This window comes from Pseudorhodoferax aquiterrae, from assembly GCF_014652235.1.
In the GTDB taxonomy this organism is placed as follows: Bacteria; Pseudomonadota; Gammaproteobacteria; order Burkholderiales; family Burkholderiaceae_C; genus Pseudorhodoferax; species Pseudorhodoferax aquiterrae.
Window position 1 is genome coordinate 23,984 of the sequence record NZ_BMYK01000008.1, and the last position, 21,079, is coordinate 45,062.

The 21,079-nt window shown below is 63.7% G+C and carries 15 protein-coding genes and 2 pseudogenes; 12 read left to right on the top strand and 5 right to left on the bottom strand.

All coding sequences use genetic code 11. The features are described 5' to 3' along the window. The first annotated feature begins 16 nt into the window (after nucleotides 1-16). The 6 genes from IE209_RS14755 (at nucleotide 17) to IE209_RS14780 (ending at nucleotide 5,844) form a co-directional block, all read left to right on the top strand. Entirely contained in the window at nucleotides 17-2,134 is a 2,118-nt protein-coding gene (locus IE209_RS14755; protein WP_189687726.1) for an ATP-dependent helicase, read from the top strand. Continuing rightward, nucleotides 2,125-2,412: a hypothetical protein gene (locus tag IE209_RS14760; RefSeq protein WP_189687727.1), complete on the top strand. Its 288-nt coding sequence runs from the start codon at nucleotides 2,125-2,127 to the stop codon at nucleotides 2,410-2,412. The genes IE209_RS14755 and IE209_RS14760 overlap by 10 nt, the downstream gene beginning before the upstream one ends. Before the next feature lie 767 nt (nucleotides 2,413-3,179). Beyond that, the gene (locus IE209_RS14765; RefSeq protein WP_189687728.1) at nucleotides 3,180-3,554 is read left to right on the top strand and encodes a response regulator; all 375 of its coding nucleotides are present in this window, start codon (nucleotides 3,180-3,182) and stop codon (nucleotides 3,552-3,554) included. A 185-nt stretch (nucleotides 3,555-3,739) separates the two neighbouring features. Continuing rightward, on the top strand, nucleotides 3,740-4,006 hold the full coding sequence (locus IE209_RS14770) for a hypothetical protein (protein WP_189687729.1): 267 nt from the start codon (nucleotides 3,740-3,742) through the stop codon (nucleotides 4,004-4,006). Nucleotides 4,007-4,042: 36 nt separating this feature from the next. Then, nucleotides 4,043-4,975, top strand: coding sequence for a non-homologous end joining protein Ku (gene ku / locus IE209_RS14775; RefSeq protein ID WP_189687730.1), 933 nt, complete (start codon nucleotides 4,043-4,045; stop codon nucleotides 4,973-4,975). Then, complete coding sequence (locus IE209_RS14780) at nucleotides 4,972-5,844, top strand: tetratricopeptide repeat protein (protein ID WP_189687731.1); 873 nt, start codon at nucleotides 4,972-4,974, stop codon at nucleotides 5,842-5,844. The genes ku and IE209_RS14780 overlap by 4 nt, the downstream gene beginning before the upstream one ends. Before the next feature lie 180 nt (nucleotides 5,845-6,024). Here IE209_RS14780 and IE209_RS14785 read toward each other — a convergent pair whose 3' ends face one another. The 3 genes from IE209_RS14785 to IE209_RS14795 all read right to left on the bottom strand — a co-directional run bounded on the left by IE209_RS14785 (nucleotide 6,025) and on the right by IE209_RS14795 (nucleotide 8,815). Beyond that, entirely contained in the window at nucleotides 6,025-6,543 is a 519-nt protein-coding gene (locus IE209_RS14785; RefSeq protein ID WP_189687732.1) for an ankyrin repeat domain-containing protein, read from the bottom strand. A 171-nt stretch (nucleotides 6,544-6,714) separates the two neighbouring features. Further along, entirely contained in the window at nucleotides 6,715-7,410 is a 696-nt protein-coding gene (locus tag IE209_RS14790; RefSeq protein ID WP_229882861.1) for a DUF421 domain-containing protein, read from the bottom strand. Between the two features lie 844 nt (nucleotides 7,411-8,254). Next, nucleotides 8,255-8,815, bottom strand: coding sequence for a ferritin-like domain-containing protein (locus tag IE209_RS14795; RefSeq protein ID WP_189687733.1), 561 nt, complete (start codon nucleotides 8,813-8,815; stop codon nucleotides 8,255-8,257). A 251-nt stretch (nucleotides 8,816-9,066) separates the two neighbouring features. Here IE209_RS14795 and IE209_RS14800 point away from each other — a divergent pair, with 251 nt between their 5' ends. Both IE209_RS14800 and IE209_RS14805 read left to right on the top strand, forming a co-directional pair. Further along, entirely contained in the window at nucleotides 9,067-9,267 is a 201-nt protein-coding gene (locus tag IE209_RS14800) for a hypothetical protein (RefSeq protein ID WP_189687734.1), read from the top strand. Between the two features lie 294 nt (nucleotides 9,268-9,561). Then, nucleotides 9,562-10,605, top strand: coding sequence for an SOS response-associated peptidase family protein (locus IE209_RS14805; RefSeq protein WP_189687735.1), 1,044 nt, complete (start codon nucleotides 9,562-9,564; stop codon nucleotides 10,603-10,605). On the opposite strand, the gene IE209_RS14810 is transcribed toward IE209_RS14805, so the two are convergent. Both IE209_RS14810 and IE209_RS14815 read right to left on the bottom strand, forming a co-directional pair. Then, nucleotides 10,559-11,287 carry a hypothetical protein gene (locus IE209_RS14810; protein WP_189687736.1) on the bottom strand — a complete coding sequence of 243 codons (729 nt, stop codon included), beginning with the start codon at nucleotides 11,285-11,287 and terminating at the stop codon, nucleotides 10,559-10,561. The genes IE209_RS14805 and IE209_RS14810 overlap by 47 nt on opposite strands. 22 nt (nucleotides 11,288-11,309) lie before the next feature. After that, nucleotides 11,310-12,113, bottom strand: coding sequence for a toll/interleukin-1 receptor domain-containing protein (locus tag IE209_RS14815; protein ID WP_189687737.1), 804 nt, complete (start codon nucleotides 12,111-12,113; stop codon nucleotides 11,310-11,312). 2,083 nt (nucleotides 12,114-14,196) lie between these two features. Between IE209_RS14815 and istA the strand changes: the two are divergent. The 4 genes and pseudogenes from istA to IE209_RS14835 all read left to right on the top strand — a co-directional run bounded on the left by istA (nucleotide 14,197) and on the right by IE209_RS14835 (nucleotide 18,586). Further along, nucleotides 14,197-15,716 (top strand): annotated as a pseudogene (gene istA / locus IE209_RS14820) (IS21 family transposase). Beyond that, complete coding sequence (gene istB, locus IE209_RS14825; protein WP_057390713.1) at nucleotides 15,706-16,527, top strand: IS21-like element helper ATPase IstB; 822 nt, start codon at nucleotides 15,706-15,708, stop codon at nucleotides 16,525-16,527. Before istA ends, istB begins: the two are co-directional and overlap by 11 nt. A 146-nt stretch (nucleotides 16,528-16,673) precedes the next feature. Then, nucleotides 16,674-18,134: pseudogene (gene tnpC / locus IE209_RS14830) on the top strand (IS66 family transposase); the annotation flags it as partial. Nucleotides 18,135-18,394: 260 nt separating this feature from the next. After that, a complete protein-coding gene (locus tag IE209_RS14835; RefSeq protein ID WP_189687738.1) occupies nucleotides 18,395-18,586 on the top strand; it encodes a hypothetical protein in 192 nt (63 codons plus the stop codon). Nucleotides 18,587-21,079: the final 2,493 nt, after the last annotated feature.

Sequence of the window (21,079 nt, forward strand, 5' to 3'; positions counted from 1 at the left end):
GATATACAGTATATGCATGTCATCCCTGTCCCCTAGCCCTACTGCCACGCCCGTGCTCGATAGGGAAGCGGCCCGGCGCTCTGACCCGTTCGCCGACCTCAATGCGGCTCAGCGTGCCGCCGTAGAGCACGGCACCGAGGCGGAGCCGGAGCTGCGCCCGCTGCTGGTGATCGCCGGTGCCGGTTCAGGCAAGACCAACACGCTGGCCCATCGCGTTGCCAGGCTGATCCTGCACGGCGCCGATCCCCAGCGCATGCTGTTGCTGACGTTCTCGCGCCGGGCGGCGCAGGAGATGGAGCAACGGGTCTCTGGTGTGCTGCGCCGCGTCCTGGGCGGCACCACGGCCCCGGCCGTCCTGCCTTGGTCCGGCACCTTCCACAGCGTCGGCGCGCGCCTGCTGCGCGAGTACGCAGGCCGCATCGGCCTGGAGGCCAACTTCACTATCTCGGACCGCGGCGACGCCGAGGACTTGTTGGGCCTGGTGCGCAACGACCTGGGCCTGACCCAGACCAGGAGCCGCTTCCCGCAGAAGGGCACCTGCCTGTCGATCTACTCGCGGGTGGTCAACACCCAGGCGCCGCTGGCCGAGGTGCTGCAGCAGACTTTCCCGTGGTGCAGCGCCTGGGAAGACGAACTGCGCCGCCTGTTCGGCGCCTACGTGGAGGCCAAGCAGCACCAGAACGTGCTCGACTACGACGACCTGCTGCTGTTCTGGTCCGAGATGATGGGCGAGCCCAGCCTGGCGGCCGAGGTCGGCGCCGCATTCGACCATGTGCTGGTCGACGAGTACCAGGACACCAACCGCCTGCAGGCGACCATTCTGCTGGGCCTCAAGCCCGAGGGCACAGGCATGACCGTGGTGGGCGACGACGCCCAGTCCATCTACGCCTTCCGGGGTGCGACGGTGCGCAACATCCTGGACTTCCCGCACCAGTTCGGCCAGCCGGCCCGCAGTGTGGCGTTGGAACAGAACTACCGCTCGACCCAGCCTATCCTCGCGGTGTCCAACGCCGTGATCGCAGCGGCCAGCGAGCGCCACGCGAAGACCCTGTGGACCGAGCGGCCCGGTGCGCAGCTGCCGCAGCTCGTCACCGTGCCGGACGAGGCCAGCGAAGCGCGCTGGGTCGCCGACCGCATCCTGGAGCACCGCGAGGCCGGCCTCACGCTGAAGTCGCAGGCGGTGCTCTTCCGTAGTTCTTCGCACAGCGCCGTGCTGGAGCTGGAGCTGACTCGGCGCAACATCCCTTTCGTGAAGTTCGGCGGCCTCAAGTTCCTGGAGGCCTCGCACGTGAAGGACCTGCTGGCCATCCTGCGCTTCGCGCAGAACCCGCGGGGCCGGTTGGCTGGGCTGCGCACGCTGCAGCTGATGCCGGGCATTGGACCGGTGACGGCCACGCGTGTGCTGGAAGCCATCGAGCAGGCCGCCGACCCGCGCGAGGCCGTGCAGGCCTTCGAGCCGCCGGCGGCCGCTGCAGCTGAATGGGCAGGCTTCGTGGCGCTGTTCCTGGCGATGCACAAGAGCAGCGGCGCGGCGACCTGGCCGGCCGAGGTCGGCTTGGCCAAGCGCTGGTACCTGCCACAGCTCGAGCGTCTGCACGACGACGCCGAGGCGCGCCGCGCCGACGTCGAGAACCTGGAGCGAATGGCCGCCGGCTACGCAGACCGCGAGCGCTTCCTGTCCGAACTCACACTCGACCCGCCCGAAGCCACGAGCGACCAGGCCGGCCCCCCAGGCCGAGACGAGGACTATCTGATTCTGTCGACCATCCATTCGGCCAAGGGCCAGGAATGGAACGCCGTGTTCCTGCTGCGCGCGGTCGATGGCTGCATGCCCTCGGACCTGGGCACGGGCAGCAGCGCGGAGATCGACGAGGAGCGCCGGCTGCTTTACGTGGCGATGACCCGCGCCAAGGACCATCTGCACGTGATGGTGCCGCACCGCTTCTACATCACGCAGCAGGGTTCGATGGGGGACCGCCACGTGTACGCGGCGCGCACGCGCTTCATCGCCGACAGCCTCCTGCCGCAGTTCGAAAGCATCTCCTGGCCGCAAGCGGCCGCGGGACACGGCCCGCGAGCACCGCAGACCGCCGTCATGCAGATTCGCGACAGGGCGAGGTCAGCATGGCGATGACCATCATCTCCAGCGTCGGCGACCACAACGACCTGCGCACCTCCGGTGCGGAGGCTCTGGCGTTGGAACAATTGCCGGATGGTGAACTCGCTGAACTTGCCAGGTCCCTGCGCGTGGAAGCACTGCGCGGCAACCGCAAGGCCCGCGGTCAAGCACACATGTGCGAGGTGGAACTACGCCGGCGGCACAGCGCGACCGAGGCGCGGTCGAGGGAGCCGCTCGACTTGCGCTCGCTCGAACAGCGTCAGCGACCACAGGCGTGGTGGAAGCTCTGGTGAGGATGGCCTTCGGAGCACGCCAATCCCCTTGGGCGCGTCGGCACGGTTTGCGCTCCAGGTGACGTGAGCGGTCGCGCATTGCAGCCGGCCCAGGCGCCAGGCCAGTTCTTGAAAGCTTCCAGCCGGTCATCTTGCCCAGGGGCGCGTTCGGATTGCCACCTTCGCCAACTCCGCTCGCACGTGCTCTTCAACCCGCGTCGAATGCGGCGTCCACTTCCAGGTGCTCCATCCACCTGCGCGGGCAATCCATGCGCTGATGGCGCCGGCCGCCGTAGGTGGCCTGCGTGAGAGGTCCGGCCCTGCTTCCGCCCGTCCAGCGTACCCGTGCGGGTACTGCAACAATTTCTGTGTTGTAGCGCTATCCTTTGCAAGTTGGACGGCAACGACGCTGTTCTACCAGGTACGGGCCGCAGCCCGGGAGTCTTCACAACCTGGAGATATGCAGACGACCATCCCTCCCCATCACCTTCAAGCATGCGTGCAGGCACTGGCGCGCGCGGACGCGTCGGACGAGATGCGGCCGCTCGCATGCGATCTGCTCACAAGGTTGATTCGTCTGAACGACACCGGACGCTTGAGCAGAGATGTGCTCATGCTCGCCTTGGACTCACTGGCGTTGGTTCCGGAACTCGAGTCTCACTTGGAGCCGCTGCGCATCCACGCGGGTACGAGCAAACCCGCAGACCTCGGGTAAGGGGTCCTACCCACCTTCGCTGCGGCATCGGCAATCCTGGGGCTCCGATGATTGCTTGCTACGGTTGGACGTGATGGTTGTTCGCGTGTTCTTGGTCGAAGACAACCCCACCATTCGTGATGGCCTGATGGAAACGTTGAGCGAACTGCTCGACGTGCGGTGGGCCGGGTGGGCTCCCGACGAAGCAGGTGCCATCGCGTCCATGCGGGCAGTGCCATGGGACATCGCATTGGTCGACTTGTTCCTCGAAGCTGGCTCCGGCATCGGCGTGGCGCGGGCATTTGAGAGCCGCGGTGCGGCCAAGCTTTTCGTGCTGACCAACTACGCGACGCCAGACATGAGAGAAAGATGTACTGAGGCGGGGGTCGACGCGGTATTCGACAAGTCCGTCGAACTCGATGCGCTGTTGGCCGCCATCGAAGATGTCGACGCGGCAGGAGACCCATAACCCGAGGCCTCCGGATGGTCCGTCCTGCGAGCCACAAGTTGGGCTGCGCCCCTCGAGCGGGCCTTTTCCCGACCAGAGCAGCCGGCGCGACGGGTCTGCACCGACAAAGTAGCGGCGTTGGACTACGCTCAGGGCCTCTGCTCCGTCATACGGTGAATCGGTTTCAACGAATACCGGAGGCGATGATGGGACGCACACCAAGCACCAGCGGAGAAGGCTCCAGACCGACCACCGACGGAACGGTTGCCAACATCGGCGCCGGCAGCAAGCTGGACGTCGGGCGCGCAGCGACTGGCGAGCCGAACAACGGGCCGGCGGATCCGGAGCGCATGCAGGACAAGCGGGCCGATGCGCAAGCCGCAGAGCATGACGATTCCGTGCCCCTGGGCTTGCAGGGCGACAAGCACCCCCAGTCCAACCAGGAGCCGCAGCCCCCATCGCGCAGGTCCTGAACTACTGAACGTCGACTTTGCTGCACGGAGGTTCGAATGGCGACCGCGCGCTCCATTGCATCGCTCACCCTGAGCTTCGGGCTCGTCAACATTCCTGTCCGCCTGTACTCGGCGACCGAATCGGGCTCGGACGTCCACTTCAACCTGCTGGCCAAGGATGGTTCGCGCCTGAAACAGCAGTACATCTCGGAAAAGACGCAGAAGGTCGTGCCCCGCTCCGAGATGATGAAGGGATACGAGGTCGAGAAAGACCACTTCGTGCTGTTCAGCCAGGATGAACTCAAAGCCTTGGAAGAAGCCAGCAGCCATGTCATCGACATCGTCGCGTTCATCCCCGAGAAGTCGGTGGACCCGCTGTACTACGACAAGGCCTACCTCCTCGCCCCGGACAAGCGCGGCGGCAAGCCCTACCAGCTGCTGATGGCGGCCATGCGCAAGAGCGGCCGCTGTGCACTCGCCAAGTGGGCGTGGAAGGCAAAGCAGTACGTGGTGCAGATTCGGCCGGCTGAGGACGGCCTGATTCTTCAGCAGCTGCGCTACGCCGATGAGGTACGCATGCCGAGCGCGCTGGGCATCGAGAAAACTGACGTCAGCAGCAGCGAGCTGCAGTTGGCCCTGCAGCTCATCGACCAGATCGCAGAGGACACCTACGACCCCGCGCAGTTCGCCGACGAAGAGAAGCAGCGCGTTCTCGCCGCCATCGACAAGAAGATCGCTGGCAAGCAAATCGTCGCCTCGGCCCATCCGGAAGACGCAGTCGGGGGTGGACAGGTCGTTGACCTCATGGCCGCGCTGCAGGCCAGCCTCGGGAAGGGCAAGTCGGTGGGCAAGCCGTCCATCGCGAAGCGGTCATCGTCGCCCTCGAACGTGACGATCATGGACGATGCGAAGGCCCGCAAGACCGTCAAGCGCGCACCCAAGTCGGGGTCTGCGGAGCAAACGCCTCCGCGCACGAGGTCGCACAAGTGAGCACACCCGCGAATCCGGAACTGAACTGGTCCCTGCGCCAGGTCGAGCAGAAGCTGCGCCTGTCCAGGCGCATCGTGACCGGCCTCATGGCCGAGGGCTTTGTGTCCCCGACCAGAGGCGCGCGCAACGCATTCCAGTTCTCGTTCCGCGATCTGGTGCTGCTGCGCACTGCCCATGGTCTGCGCAGCGCCCAGGTGCCTCCGCGGACGATTCTTCGAGCGCTTGGCAAGCTGCGCGCCGAGTTGCCACCATCGCTTCCGCTGACCGGTCTTCGCGTCACAGCCGATGGTGGCAATGTCGTGGTCTGGGACGATGAAGGTCCGCGCGACGCCTTGAGCGACCAGCTGATGCTGGACTTCAGGCTCGTTCCGGACGAGGACGATGGCTTGGTGGTCCTCGAGACCACCGTTCCGAGGGTACAACCGGTCGGCATGGGAGGACCATCCCAGGCCGAACTTGCATTTAAGAGGGGCGAGCTCCTCGAAGATGTTGACCGCGCCGCTGCGGCCTCCGCGTACCGAGACGCGCTATCGCACGATCCGACGCAGACGCATGCCGCCATCAACCTCGGTGCCATGCTCTGCGAGGAGAAGAAGTGCGAAGCAGCGCTGCAGGTGTTCGAGGAGGCGCGACGCAACGGCGTCCAGCACCCCCTGCTCCACTTCAACCATGGCGTGGTGCTGGAGGACCTCGACAGGCCCGACGAAGCCCTGCGTGCCTACGATGAGGCGCTGCGCCTGGACCCGGTGTTCGCGGATGCGCATTTCAACGCTGGAATGCTGCGTCGCCAGCTTGGCGATGAACGTGGAGCGCTGCGACACCTCAATGCGTACCGCCGGCTGTACAACGACGCAGGGCGCGTGTCGTAGGCGTGCGCTTTTGGCGCCGACCACGTGAGACCCGGACTTTTGCGAAGCGCTCGTCAGGCGCCCGGGCCGGCCCCTTGCTCGTCCGGCGATGAGCCGTTCTCAGGCGGTGATTGAGGGCAACGCCAACGCTACCGTGCCGCCCAAGGCCTCTCGGTCAGTGCAGCCGCTTCAAGCCGCAGCCTAAGTCTGCGCGTCAAGGTAAGCAGCGGCCTCCAGCGCTCCCATGCTTCGTGCCAGTTCCGCCGCGGACAACCCCTCTGAACTCTTTCTATGGACGTCCACACCACGCGACAGCAGCAGCTTCACGATCTCCAGCCTGTTGAACATCGCCGCAAACATCAAAGGCGTCTTCCCGCCTGGCGGAGCGAAATCCGGGCCGGCTCCGTGGCGCAGCAACGCGTCCACCACCTGAAGGTGACCCTTGAACGTGGACGCGCCGAGCGGAGTTTGGGCCATGTCGTTGTACTTGTCGGGGTCCGCGCCCGCCCCCAGCAGCGCCGTGGTCGCATCGACGTGCCCGTGATAGGCGGCGAGCATCAGCAACGTGTCGCCCTTGTGGTTGCTCATGTTCGGCGGAAGACCTTTCTCCAGAAGGCGGCCCAGCGTTGACGCGTCCCCCGAGCGCGCAAGCTGAAACACCTCCTGTGCGAATGCGTTGAACTCCGCCTGTGACGCGGGACCCGTGGGTGAAATGGACATTGCTGCTCCTTCAATTGGGTTGGTCGCCCGTGCAAGCTTCGCCACATTTGGAATCGCGTGGCCAGAGCTCCCGCCAAGATCGCCTGTGTCCGAGCAAACGCACGACTCTCGGATCCCGCATCGCTGCCCCGCGCCCCGGGCGCAGTGGCTCGCATCCGGTGCCGGCCCGCTTCACTGCACACGCTCGCAGGTCAGCGCGGTGGTCCACGTACCGTTACCGCAGCGCGGACAACGAGCAGTCGCCATGGCATGAAGCTCAGCAGGGGCACCACAGCGAACACAGCAATACAGCCCAGGGGATGGTGGTTCGGTGACGACCCGTCGATGTGGGGGCGGAAGTACCGACAAGCCGGGTCGTACATCCTGCGGCTCGAAAAAGTACAGGCTCACGTCACCATCGATCTCCAGGATGGCGAGTCGCACTTGGCCCAGGTGTTCGACGCCGCGCTGCCGAAGCTCCATAAACAGTTCTGAGGATGACATGTTGAGCCCCTCCAAGGACTCCAACTTGTACAGCCCGTCTTCGATCACGGTCACCGGCTTGCCGTCCATCCACCGTTCGAGCCGCTTACTGCGCGCCATGGCGTAGGTGGTGACGCGGTACAGCGCAAGAAGGGTCAGGAAGACCATCGCCACAGGAAGCATCGGCACGTCTTCGTAGATCGACACATCGCCAGCGGCCGACCCGAGCGTCAAGATGACCACCAGCTCGAACAGCGACAGCTGCCGGATCCCGCGACGGCCGCTGAACTTGAGGAATAGGAATACGACGACGTACGCGAACGCACTTCGCAGGGCGACCTCGCCCAGAAACGCCACCGGCAGGTCCTTGAGGAACATGCGGGCGGGATCGAAGGAGGTCATCATGGGGACTCAGCCTTTGACACGGTGGCTTACAGCGGTATGGGTTCGGTACGGAAACGGGAAAGTTCGAGCCCTTGGGCCTTCCGGCGCACAGCCAGCGGTGCTTGGTCCGGCCGATGCGGGATCGCTTGTGGTGCGTCGCACAATTTGGTCACGCGCGCATCTAATTGCACCGTCTTCGCAGGAACTCCAATGATGAGAGTCGCGGCGCCGTCCGACAACTGGCGTTGCGTGCAAGCCTCGATAAGCGCGAGTGTCGGCGCACAACTGCCTGCTTGCCTGTTCTTCCGATTTCCTGCGAGGCCGGCTGGAGTAGGACTTCATGAGTCATTCGCGCGCGCAGGTCGCCCTGCCAGCGGCGCCCGGGACTTGGTACGAAGGCAGGACTTGGTACCGAGCGCGCCGGTGCTGGCCACGGACGCGGGCTGCAGTTGCTGCCAGTATGGTCGAGCTGTACCGTAGGTCTTGCAGACTACGGCAGGCAACAGCACGACCAATGGCCAAGCCCTGATGATTACTGCCACCGCCGCAAGGACCGTCACCCGCGCGCGAAGCGCCTCCGGCAAGCGAGAGATTGCCTCGTTACCGAAGGTGCCACCAACGTAGGGATCAGACGCCCATGTGCCGCGCGGAGCGCCTACCGCGCGAGCGACCTAGTCCTTTGGCCAATCCAGCGCTTCCCCAGGCGTTCTCAAGGGTTGAGCCGACCTCCTTCCATTTCCAAGTCTCGGCAATCCAGCCAGTTGGCGGCTTGCTTTGCACACGAGGCGCCGGAGGCACCGGTGGGTAAGCAAGTGCCACCGCAGGCGAGACGGGAAACTTCAATCCCCAACCGTTGCACGCGCGCTCAGTCCTTCGCCCGCGCCTCGTTGCGCAGATCTCGGATCTGATCGTGATTTTTCTGGGCACCTTCGGCTTGGCGCTCAACCACAGCTCGAACGTCCGCCGGCAGCTCGCTCTTGAGGGCCTTGCGGTACCGCGCGATGGCAGTGTCTTCTCCGCGCTCGCAAGACTCCAAGATGGACAGCTCGCTGTCTGCACCGACGGCGCCCTTGACGGCCACCCAGCCGCGGTGCATGGCGCCGTACATCGTCCCGCCGTTGGCCGGCTCGCCTCCGTACTGGCGGATCAGGTGAATGAGTTCCTCGCCGGCAACGCGGCAGCCTTCTGCACGCGAAGCGAAGAGTTCCTTGGCGCGAGCAGTCTGGACCTGGTCGGCGCAGGTCTTGAACCCGTACTCGCCGTCGCGCGCGTTTTCCAACAGGTCGTTAAGGACGTCCACGACGTCGTCTCGCGACGGGGCCTCGCTGCTGACGATGGTCGCCCCGGTGCTTTCGCGCGCTGGTACGTTGACCGGCGTGGCCTGTGCTAGGTTGTTGATCAGAGTGGGGTCGGTGGTGTTGGTCATGGAAGCTCCAGAGGTCTATGCCTACGCTGAGGCGAAGAAACCACTTTGCGGCCTTCAGTGCTCTCGCTGGGTAGGCGAGGAGTTGAGCCCTGGGTAGGCGCCGCGCCATTGCGATGGTCCATGACGCGAGTCGTCAGAACAGACTTGGGCGGCCGTCATCCTGCTGTAACGCCTGTAAGCAACGCTTTGCAGAATTTTTGTGACGGCGATCACACGCCGGCTGTAACGGCCCAACTTACGATTGCCGCGAAATGAAACAAGTCCGAATCGCCACTTCCCTGTCTGCGCAACTGCCGACCGAACGCTTCACATGCGAGTGGATGGAAGGCTCGATGATGAACCGCTGGCTCCTCAAGGCTCGTTTGTCCGAGGCTCTGGCGGCGCATGGCGAGGACACCCACTGGATCGAGACCCGGGACAAGCCACGCGTCGAAGAAGCAGCGCTTGCCTGAACGCCATGAGCTTGCCCTGGCAGGTCGGTTGCTTTTTCGCGCTCATGGTGGCCGTGGCTGGCTGGGAGCGGATACCTGACACTTGGCGCTCGGACGTGACAGAAGGGCCGGCCGGGCGGACACTGCGCTTCGCGTTCTGGAGCGCAGCCGCACTTGTTTATTACAACCTGCTCCCTTGAGTGCGCCGCATTCGACCGCATGGGGAGCCGAGCCGCAGCGGCGGTGCGTTCGGGCCACGGCTCGACCTCCGTCGGAAGACTGGCCGTGCCCCTACCCAAGTTTGCGATCCCTCCCATGTATTCCGCAACCGTCTGGACCGACCCAAAGCTCTACGCCGGGCATTTCCAAGGTCACATCGACCTGAACGCGTTCCACGAAAGCTTCCGGCGGCGCGCGGCAGGTAATCGCGTTGCTATCCCGACCGAAGTGGACCAGGCGTTCCTTGACACGCAAGAGGCCGAACTTGAGCCCATCCGCGACCTGGTGATTCGACATCGGCTCGCACAAATTCAGGCCGCCGACGAAGAGATCGCATCGCAAGTGGCACGGTTGGCTGACGCGCAGCACCGCCTCGGGTCGAAGGAAGCGAAGGCCGCCGGGCACAGCGCGCGCATGTCCATGCACAAGATTGCGGCGGCGCGGCGACGTCGCGCTTCACTCGCTCAGAACGTGGATGGATGCCAGCTTGGGCGGATGTTTCCAGGAAGCTTCGTGCCGATCGTGACCGTCCAGGACGGCCAGACGCTCATCAGGCCCATGCGATACCAATGCAGGCCCTCCAGCGTCGAGCGTCGCATGGAGAACCTGCTGGAGAGCCCGCACCATGCGCGCAAGGACTGCCTGCAAGGTCGATGGCGGACGGAGTTCGGCCACACGCACGGAGTGATCGCCGTCGAGTCGCTCTTCGAAGCGGTTGCGCTCCATCGCCTGCGAAACCGCCAGCTCCTGAGAGGTGAAGGCTTGGCCGCACTCGAGCTGGAGTTCCTTCCCACCCCGCGCCAGACCTTGTACGTGGCGTGCCTGTGGTCCCATTGGCAACGACCTGGCAGAGCCGACTTGCTGTCTTTTGCGACCATCGTCGACAGGGCTCCAGCCGAGGTCCAAGCCGCTGGACAGGACATCTGCCCCGTGGTGATCAAGCAGGAGAATGTCAATGCCTGGCTCAACCCGGATCCGACGGACCTTGCTGCCAGCCTTGCGATCTTGGAGGATCGCCCCGCGGTTTCGTACGAGCACTTTCCGTCTTCGGCCGAGCGGGAGCGTCTTGCCCGTCCGGCGCCGGCAAAAATCATCAACCTCTGGAAACCGCCTCAATCGAGGAGCCCGCTGGCGGCATAGGCTTCGCCATGTCTTCGGGCCAACGTTTCTCTTTACAGACGCCACTTCCTACCGTAGATCCGCATGAACTGGCTGGCCATCGAACGTTGCGCGTCTTCCATTGAATCGGAATCGAAGGCATGGAAAGGCCACCGCAATGTAGATCGTGCGGGCGCGCGGACCAGCAGCCCGTGCTCGTTGGCAAGCGGAAGCTTCTCGGCTCCGAACATGGTGCATGTGGCAATGACGGTTTCATCGACTCCAGCCGCGTGCAGAACGCGCCACCCGACGTCCACGCATCCATGAAGGCGTCCGCATAGAACGTGGCGACGCAAGGCAACCGGCCGACTTGCTCCGGAAACCTCCATATGGCCGCGAGGAAATGGCCGTCGCTGTGAAGCTCGGTAACGTATCCCGCCAGCCGGTCCTTGTCGTGGGATGCCAGCCCATCGAGCACCATGGCAGGGCCTTGCGGTCCTTTGAAACCGTGCCACCATCCATCGGATGCCGTGGCCGACCCTGCTCGAATCGACTGCGCCACATCGGCATTGAACAGATCGATGCTTCGGGGGGCCTCTGAAGCCATCTGCCAAACCAAGGACGGTACGTCGCGCAGCCCATAGTCGTCGAGCAAGTTTAAGCGCTTGCGTTCAAAGAAACGTTCTCGCATTTCAAGGGCCGCCGCGTGTTGGGGAAAGGTCACGGACGCTCCTTCTTGATCGGTTTCATCGCTGGGCGCGCTCGACAAACATGCTCCAAAGCAACTCGGCGTATTCATCCTGAGTCAGAAGATCAGCTCGCCCGAACCTTGTCGCCATCCCCATGGAGCGCATGTGCAACGCATGCGGACTGGCCTCCACACTCAGCATCTCGTTGAACGAGGTGTCGCTGTGCTGGCGGCCCAATGAAATCACGATGCCGTTGGAGTTGAACAAGCCGCCTAGACGCACCGAGCACTCCGTGAGCGTCTTGCCGTGGCGGCAAAGAACCGCGTGCATGCGTCGCGAATCGATGCGCTCGAAGCTGCCCTGCACGTTCGAATGCTGCTTTCCGATGTCGTGGATCGACTTCTCGAAGTAGTTGCAGACGAGGTCGAAGGTGTTTCGCACGAACGCATCCCGGTCCTGGTCCGAAAACTCTTCCTTCAACCGCAAGTTGCCCGAGCGCGGACCGAACAGCCCAGGCTGCGATGCGGTCTGAAGATCCGCACGCATTGGACTTGCCGTCGGCGCGGGAGAGCGTGCCGGCGTCTCAAGGCTTTCGATCGCCCTTCGAACCTGGAGGACCACGTCGGTGAATGCCTCGTCGCGGTCTTGCCAACTGGTCACGGCTTTGCCGTCTTTCGGCGCCGCCATCAACTTCCCGAAGGGTGCGGATTTCCAGTCGCAATGACGCAAGATCACGGGTATGACACGCGCCTGCCTTGTGTCGTGCCGTTCCATCGCGCGGACCATCTCCCGGGAGTAGCAGTACCACGAGTTGATGAAGTCCGAACTGATGAGCAACAGGATGACATCGGCACTTTCCAAGTTTTGGAAGATTGCGGATCCAACTCATCACCCGCGAGGATCTTGCGGTCGTGCCAGTGCTCGATCAACCCCTGGTTCTTCAGCAGTCCTAGGTGCGCCTCCAGCTCGTCGCGCAGCGCTTCCGTCTTTGTGACTGTATGAAAAGAACAAGGTGGCCATGGACCTATTGTGCATGGCACGAGGCACTTCCAATGGGCCGATCTCGCAGCTAAACCGTTGGCGGCGAACTCGACGTCCGATGCTCAGCTGGCCGTCGTTCCAGACGGACAGCGGCGCTTCGAGCGAAGCCTCTTGCGCGACGACTTGATTCCGGGCGTCAAGGTCTCACCCGAAAACTCCTCGATGCCGAGCCCCTCGACCTCGCTCATAACGCGATCAAGAAGAGCCTGGAGTTCGCGTTGCTGGGGGTGCCGCAAAGAAGTACATTCGCGGGCTCCACGGAGCCGTTTTGCTGTGACCCATCGAGCGCCTGACCCATCGCATTCCGCAGGACAACTACTGCGAGAGCTGGGCCGTGCGCTTCGCAGGCCGGGCCTGCCTCGCAGGTCCGTGTTCACCGGCGCCCCTGGGGTCTTCGCCTACTCCGCCGACCCCGAGGATCCAAGCCGCCTCGTTCGGGAGGCAGAGGACGGCACGCGCACCGTGGGCGTGTGGCGCGGTGGACGATTCCGGCCCGTCCGGAGGGGCAGGTGAGCGTCGCGCGCGGCGCTTGACGCAAGGCGGACAGCCATGCAGGCAGAGCATCAAGTTCGAGCACTCCTGGACCGCTACACGTCCATGTTCAGACAACCCGACCTGCTCGATGTCTACGCAGGATGGGTCTCGCCGTTGGTCGCGCTGTGCGCTGAAGTCGAGGTCCTACTTGTCGGTGGTCCGTTTGTCTTCCATTTCACTCGGATCAAAGAGAAGTTCGGGCAGTGCCGCATCTCCTTTGTGCTTGAGCATGGGCCTGATGCGCGGCGAACTGCAGAGACCGAGGACGAGTTGGAGCGGTGCACGAAGGAGATCGAACAGCGAGTCAAAGCAGCGCAGTGCGCTTGCGCCTCCCGCTGCTTGGTGTGCGGTCGCACCGCAGCGGCCCCCGCCGCTTGCATGCCCACCCCGCTGTGCAAATTGCACGCGTGGTCAGAGGACCAGCGGGACCCCTGGTCGATTGGAAAGATCCACCTCACCGTTAGGCTGGACCGCTGACATCAAGGTGCTGCACCTCAAAGCTTGCACACGTGGCGCGAAATTCCCAGCGACTGTACGATGAGCTACTCAAGAGGACTTGCGTAGATGACACACCGTCTCCTCACTCCGTACAAACTCGGTCCATCCGCCGTGCCGATCGACGGGCTTGTAGACACCGTGCTGATTCCGACGTATGCGATGCCGATGGCCCGCTGTTTTGCCGTTGCGCGAGCCGTGACCGTACGGGGTGGAACCCCGTTGCTCTTGCGTGCTGCGAATCAGCCGATGCCGTCCATGCCGGAGTTCCTGCGTATCCGAAGGTGCGTGCGGAACTGCTGTCGGTCGACGTGCGCTTCGCCGAAGAGTCCACGAGTGACGAAGAACTGCTTTCCCACGTCGCCCAGGCTATCAAGGGCTGCCTGCCCGCCTCGAACGCCCCACCGCCCAAGTTGGGGAGGGGGCGGCCGGTCCCCGGCCCAAAGATTCCGGATCTCACTGCCGAGGAGCGGAAGCAGTTTCTGGCTGCGATTTACTCGCCCAGGCGCATCTATGACGCCCCCTGAGGCAGTCGACGCGCATCCTTCCCGAAGCATCCCGAGGGACCATGCAATGGCAGGACACTTCGAACCGCCCCCTCCGGGCTACCGTCAGACGTTCCGCGGCATAGCGCTGCTTGAAATGCACGCCATGGCAGAAGCGTGGTCGGAGTTCACGGAGATGCTGGATCAGGATCCGAACTACGCGCACCAAGTTCTTGGATTGGTTCTGCGCCGAGGATCAAGTTGACCACTACTGTTGGCGCCGACCGAAAACTGAGCCACTTTTGAAGGGTCTGCCGACCCAAAACTGAGCCAGGTGAAGAACCTACTCTGCTGCTTTTTTGTGCAGCAGAGGAATAGGAGTGATCACCATGGACATGATTGGCAGAATCCGGCGGCTGCACAGCCGGGGCAACAAGTCGGAGCGCGAGATCGCGCGCATCACGGGGCTGTCGCGCAACACAGTCTCCAAGTGGCTGCACGGCCAGGTCGACGGCCCGCCGAAGTACCAGCGCGGCGAGCAGCCGACCAAGCTCACGGCGTTCCACGAAGCGCTGCGCCAGGCCCTGACGGCCGATGCCCGGCGACCGAGGCAGCAGCGTCGCACCGCCCGCGCCCTGTACACCGAGATCAAGGTCGCCGGCTACGAGGGCGGCTACAGCCGCGTGACCGACTTCATCCGCGCGTGGCGCCAGGGCGAAGGCCAAGGCGCTGCGACCAACGCCTTCATCCCGCTGGCGTTCGCGCTCGGCGAGGCCTACCAGTTCGACTGGAGCGAAGAGGGCCTGGTGGTGGGCGGCATCTACTACCGCGTGCAGGTCGCGCACATGAAGCTGTGCGCCTCGCGGGCGTTCTGGCTGGTGGCCTACCCCAGCCAGGGCCACGAGATGCTGTTCGACGCCCACACGCGTTCGTTCGCCGCACTCGGCGGCGTGGCCCGACGCGGCATCTACGACAACATGAAGACCGCGGTGGACAAGGTCCGCAAGGGCAAGGGCCGCGTCGTCAACGAGCGCTTCGCCACCATGTGCGCGCACTACCTGGTCGATCCGGACTTCTGCAACGTGGCCTCGGGCTGGGAGAAGGGCGTGGTGGAGAAGAACGTGCAGGACAGCCGCCGGCGCATCTGGATCGAGGCGGCCAAGCGCAAGTTCTCCAGCTTCGCCGAGCTGAACGCCTGGTTGGCCGAGCGGTGCCGAGCCCTATGGGCCGAAGTGCGCCACCCCGAGCACGCGCAGTTCAGCGTGGCCGAGATGCTGGAGCATGAACGCGCGCACCTGATGCCCATGCCGGCGCCGTTCGACGGCTACGTGGAGAAGCCCGCTCGCGTGTCCAGCACCTGCCTGGTGGCGGTGGCGCGCAACCGCTACTCGGTGCCGTGCGAGCTGCACGGGCAGATGGTCAGCACGCGGCTGTACCCCGCCAGCGTGGCCATCGTGGCGGGCGACAGTGTCGTTGCGCGCCACGACCGGCTGAGCAACGCTGGAGAGACCCGTTACGACTGGCAGCACTACATCCCGCTGCTGCTGCGCAAGCCCGGCGCGTTGCGCAACGGCGCGCCGTTCGCCGACATGCCCGAGCCGCTGCAGCGCCTGCGTCGCGGTCTGCTGCGCAATCCGGGCGGCGACCGCGTGATGGCGCAGGTGCTGGCCATCGTGCCGGCGGCCGGGCTGGACGCGGTTCTGGTTGCCGTGGAGCTGGCGGGCCACCGGGCAAGGTCAGCGTGGAGCACGTGGTCAACGTGCTGGGCCGGCTGAACGCGGCGCCCATCCCGCCGACAGCGTCCACGCACCTGAAGGCCATCACGGCGCCGCTGGCCGACACCGCGCGCTATGACCGCCTGCGTGCGGGCACCGAGGCTGCTGTCGAGGAGTCCAGCCATGAAGCCTGACGTGCTGATCGAACTGAAGGCGCTGCGCCTGCACGGCATGGCCGGCGCGTGGGCGGACCTGGTCGAGCAAGGCGGTGGTGCGGGTGCAGGCGCTGGCATCGAGTCCTCGCGCTGGCTCATCGAACACCTGCTGCAGGCCGAGGCCACGGACCGCGCGATGCGCTCGGTCAGCCACCAGATGCACGCGGCCCGCTTCCCGGTGCACCGCGACCTGGCAGGCTTCGACTTCGAGGTCTCGCCGGTGGACCGCGCGCTCGTGACCACGCTTGCCACGACGGCCTTCACGGACAACGCGCACAACGTTGTGCTGGTCGGCGGGCCGGGCACCGGCAAGACCCATCTGGCCACGGCCATCGGCGTGTCTGGCATCACCCGACACGGCAAGCGGGTGCGGTTCTATTCCACCGTCGACCTGGTCAACGCGCTGGAGCAGGAGAAGGCGCAGGGCAAGGCCGGACGCATCGCTGCGAGCCTGTTGCGCATGGACCTGGTGATCCTCGATGAGTTGGGCTACCTGCCGTTCAGCCAGGCCGGCGGGGCACTGCTGTTCCACCTGCTCAGCAAGCTGTACGAGCACACCAGCGTGGCGATCACCACCAACCTGGACTTCGCCGAATGGTCCAGCGTGTTCGGCGACGCCAAGATGACCACGGCGCTACTGGACCGGCTCACGCACCACTGCCACATCGTGGAGACCGGCAACGAGTCCATCCGCTTCAGCCGCAGCACGGCGGACGCCAAGAAGCGCATCAAGGCCCGCGAGCAGGCACGCAAAGGCGCCAAAGCCGACGCCGGGATCGAACCGTTCTGAGCCACGCGCGATCAACACGGCATCGAGGAGGTCCACGAAACAGGCTGACAACTACACTTATCCACAGCCGACCATCTCAACGTCGGCTTCCACCCCTGGCTCAGTATTCGGTCGGCGCGGTGGCTCACTTTTGCATCGGCGCCGACAACCTGGCGCTGGAGCGCCTGAAGGCCCTGCAGCGTCAGCTCTTCGCGGCCAAGAGCGAGGCGCGCAGCACTGACCAGAAGGACCTGTTCCTCAACGAGGCCGAGCAGCTCGCCCCCACGGACCAGACGCCAGCAGTGCTGACCGAGGAAGAGGAATCGACGCCGGTCGCCGGCCACCAGCGCAAGAAGCGCGGCCGCAAGCCACTGGACCCGGCACTGCCGCGCGAGATCGTGCGCCACGAGTTGCCCGAGGCCGAGCGCGTGTGCGCCCACGACGGGCACGCGCTGGTGGAGATCGGTGCAGAGGTCAGCGAGCAGATGGACGTGATCCCCGAGCAGGTGCGCGTGCTGCAGCACCACCGCATCAAGTACGCCTGCCCGTGCTGCGACCAAGGCCTGAAGGTCGCGCCGACACCGGCACGCATCATTCCCCGCGGGCTGCTTACCGAGCGGGCACAGGCCTGGGTCATCACCGGCAAGTACCAGTTCGGCATGCCGCTGTACCGCACAGCCGCACTGCTGCGCCGCTTCGGCGGCGACATCGCGAGCAACACGCTTGCCGCCGGCGTCGTGCGCATCGGCCAGGCCGTGCAGCCCGTCATCAACCTGCTGCGCGACCACCTGCTGGACGCGGACCTCATCTACGGCGACGAGACCACAGTCCAGGTGCTCAAGGAGCCCGGGCGCAAGGCACAGACCAAGAGCTACATGTGGGCGCAGATGAACGGCACGGGCCCGCCGGTGCGGCTGTTCGCCTATGCGCCGGGACGTGGCGCCGCGCATGCGGAGAAGCTCTACGCCGGCATCCGCCCGGGCGCCACGCTCATGAGCGATGGCTACGAGGTCTACAACGGCATTGCCAAGGCCGGCGGGCTCACGCACCTGGGGTGCTGAGTCCATGCGCGCAGACCGTTCATCAAGGCTGAAGACGCCATCCCGAAGGCCGCACGTTCAAAGGACCAGGTCGCCAGCCGGTTCGTGCGGCTCATCGCCAAGCTGTACCGCGCGGAGGCACTTGCCAAGGACTGGGCTGCAGCGCGCCGGCTGCGGCTGCGCTCGCGTTACAGCCGCGCGGTCGTGCGCGAGATCGAGCAGATGCTGCTCACGCACCTGCACCGCGTCGCGCCGTCCAGCCTGCTGGGCGAGGCGTTGCACTACCTGCACGGGCAATGGCCCAAGCTCGTGCGGTTCCTGGACAGCGGCAGCTGGCCGCTGGACTCCAACCCGGTGGAGAACGCGATCCGGCCGTTCGTCGTCGGAAGACGCAGTTGGTTGTTCGCCGACACCGTGGGCGGCGCCAACGCCACTGCCAACCTGTACTCGTTGATCGAGACCGCCAAGGCCAACAACATCGAGCCCTACCGCTACCTCGTCGCGCTCTTCAAGAAGCTGCCGCTCGCGCAGACCGTGGACGACTACGAGGCTCTGCTGCCCTGGAACATCGTGCTCGGCGAGCCGTAGAACGCGGCTCGCGGATCGGCGCCAGCGCCGCGCGCAAGGGCGGGGTTCATTGACGGCTTACGAAGGAGCTGCTCAAGAACGCGAACGAGCGGCGTTCTGAAGACAGCCGCTTTTCACGGCAAAGGCTGGACAAGCTGAACGGCAGAGACTACACCGCATCGGTCATGGTTGAGATGCTGGACCTCAGCAGCCCACTGCCCCCACTCCTTTATGCGAACCTGGAGAAAGCAAGGAAGGCACGCAACAACTGAGCACACGACATGAAGACGCCGGAACACGCCGATGTGGAAGCTTGTCTTTCAGCCATCAAGCAACTGCTCGACGAGTGTGGCATCCAGCTCAACTTGATCGGCATTTTCCGTACTGGAGGACCCACATCGCCAGTTGGGAATGTTGCGAGGCTCAGAGGGGGCCATCCGAACCTCCAAGATCCGGATGCGCCGACCGAATAAGCACCGAAGGCAGCAGTTCGGTCGATTGATGTTTGCCGGCCCAGCTCTTCGGTTGGGGCATCAAAACTCAGAGCCGCCAAAGGCTCGTGCAGAGCGTCGGGCCAACCTTTTTCTGGGTTGATCCGTTTCACAAAGGTCAGTTTGCTCGCGGCGGCGAAGCCCACGTGGGTTGGTGACGCCGCGCAAGTTCGTCTGGCCCGTGCTTGCTGCCCGTGCCGCGCAGCAAGGCTGCGCGAGTGAGTGCGGTGATCGAGGTCAAAGTCGTCTGGCTAAGCACCGGGCCCACGGACACGCACGCGGGCACGGGCACGACTTTCGCGCGCATGGTGCGCGTCCTCGGTGAGACGCTTGCGACCAGCGTCCACACCTCGCAAGCGAACTTTCCTCGCGCTTGAAGATGCTCGCTCCTCACGGCACTGGCGTCTGACCCGCCTCGGGGTTCCCGCCCCAAGGCCGCCTCTCCTGTTAGGTGGCGTTGCAATGCTTGATGCTACGACAGGCATACCTAGACCTCGGGCCGTTGAGGTGACCTGTCGGGGTAAGGCTCCATGAGGCGGAAAGAAGCGCCGGAGAGGGAACCGCTGGCTGGTTCGCGTCAACCCGGCATTGGCGCCGTCGTCTGAGAAAACAACGTTAGATCAAACTCAAATCAATCTCAAAATGCAATAGTTGCATCACAAAGAAAACAGATCGAGCGGCTATGGCCCCGCCGCTAGAGGCGCCGACGCTTACAAGTTGACTTTGGGTCATGCCGACATGATTCTGGAGGTCCTCCGCCCGTATGGCCCATCCACTTCACAACAGGCTGTCGTTTCATGATCTGACGCCCGGCCGACAGTGACACCCCAACTCTCGGACAGCCGTGCGGCCAGCTCCCCGATCTGGCCTGCTGCAAGTGAACTCAACGACATTCGTCAGAACGCCGTCAACAGGACGCAACACCCGAGTCGCGGGTTCAGATCAGACGAAAGGGGACTGGGAGGTCGGCCACCACCAAGCGAGTTGGGTGGCGGAGTTCCAACCTTGACTTTCCCAACGAGTCGCCAATTTGGATTAGCAGGGCTAGAGTCTGCGATCTTCCGATTCATCAAACCCAACAAAACGCGCTGTATTGTGCGACTGAATCAGCAGCGCGCAGCCATGGCGCCTCGTCCACTACCTCCGCATAGAAAAGAGACCGGTGCAGCGAGAATCATGCGGACTGCTTGTCTGCTTTCGCTCTGCCGGGTTAGCGTGGACTCGCCTGATAAAACAAGCAGATAGAAAAATAAGTTCACAAAATCGGCGAGCGCCACTACCGATCCCTTTGAATGGGTGAGTCCCATCGCTCAAATTGAGCAAGAGCACCAGCGAGAGAATCGAAAGGCACCCACCGATTCTCGATCCCCATCCCCCACCTCAAATCAATACAAGCATCCAACAAGCGTTGCAGGGTAGCAACAACGCTACGCTCTGAAGAAAATTTTTGGCCAGAGTCCAAACCGGAGAAGTTGTAAAAAAAACGTGAGGCACATCTCTTGAGAAACAACTCCGCAGTACTTCAGTCTCGCCGGCCCTAACTCAGCACCGAAATCCTCCGAGCCTCTACCAATAAAAACTTGACTTACTTCACTTTCGACATCAAATTCAAAATTTTTTCTTAGCTATCAAGGCTTTATAAAATTCTCGGCCTTCATGCACATTATGGGCCGGCCGTTGAAAACGGGGCTGATTCCGCCGATTTGGGCACTCCATCACCCCGACCCAAAGTGTTACAGAACCCGTCAAAAAAACGGTTGTCAAGAAATTTCGACATCTCAGCGAACGCCAAATCACCTGGCACATAGTTGAAACCAGTCGGCAATTTTCTTAAAGTCTCTCCCAACGCAAGGAAAGACAGGGCCAGCCCTCTCCCCAGGACTGACCCCTAAAACCTGCGTTAACCCTCAGCGCTCATTACAAGTGAGCCCCCTCAATCCCCAAAGAAGGAAAGGATCGCCTAACGAGATAAGCACTAGTTCTAACCCTAATGGCAACTCGCTAAACCGCAGATAACCGACGGATGAATTATGTCGTTATCTGTGAGAGGTGTCAAGGGAGAACTATTGCCGATCGAAATGTGAAGTGCGAAACGTGCAATATGTCCATCAACCTCTTTCAACCCGGTGACGCAACCCGCTCCAATCACGTCCCGGAGCATTTTCGAAGGCTACGCGGCCGAAATAGAGCACCGCTTCGCTGCCATCGATTGTCGGCGAGCGAACCCATTGCGCCACGATTTCTGGTGGCAGCCCGAGGCTGGCAGTTTCCACTGGAACTGGCAATGCGGGCGATGCAATCGTCTCCCGCTCCTGCCATCGCGCCGATGCCAAGCAGTTACTCCCGGGGACTGACCCGGAAGCGGCGCCGGAACTGGCCCGCCACCGCCGGCCGTAGCTACCTCCATTGAGACCTGCCGCGGCGCGCAGCACTTGACCTTTCTCATGCGGCGATGCGCCGCGGGGAAGGGTCGTC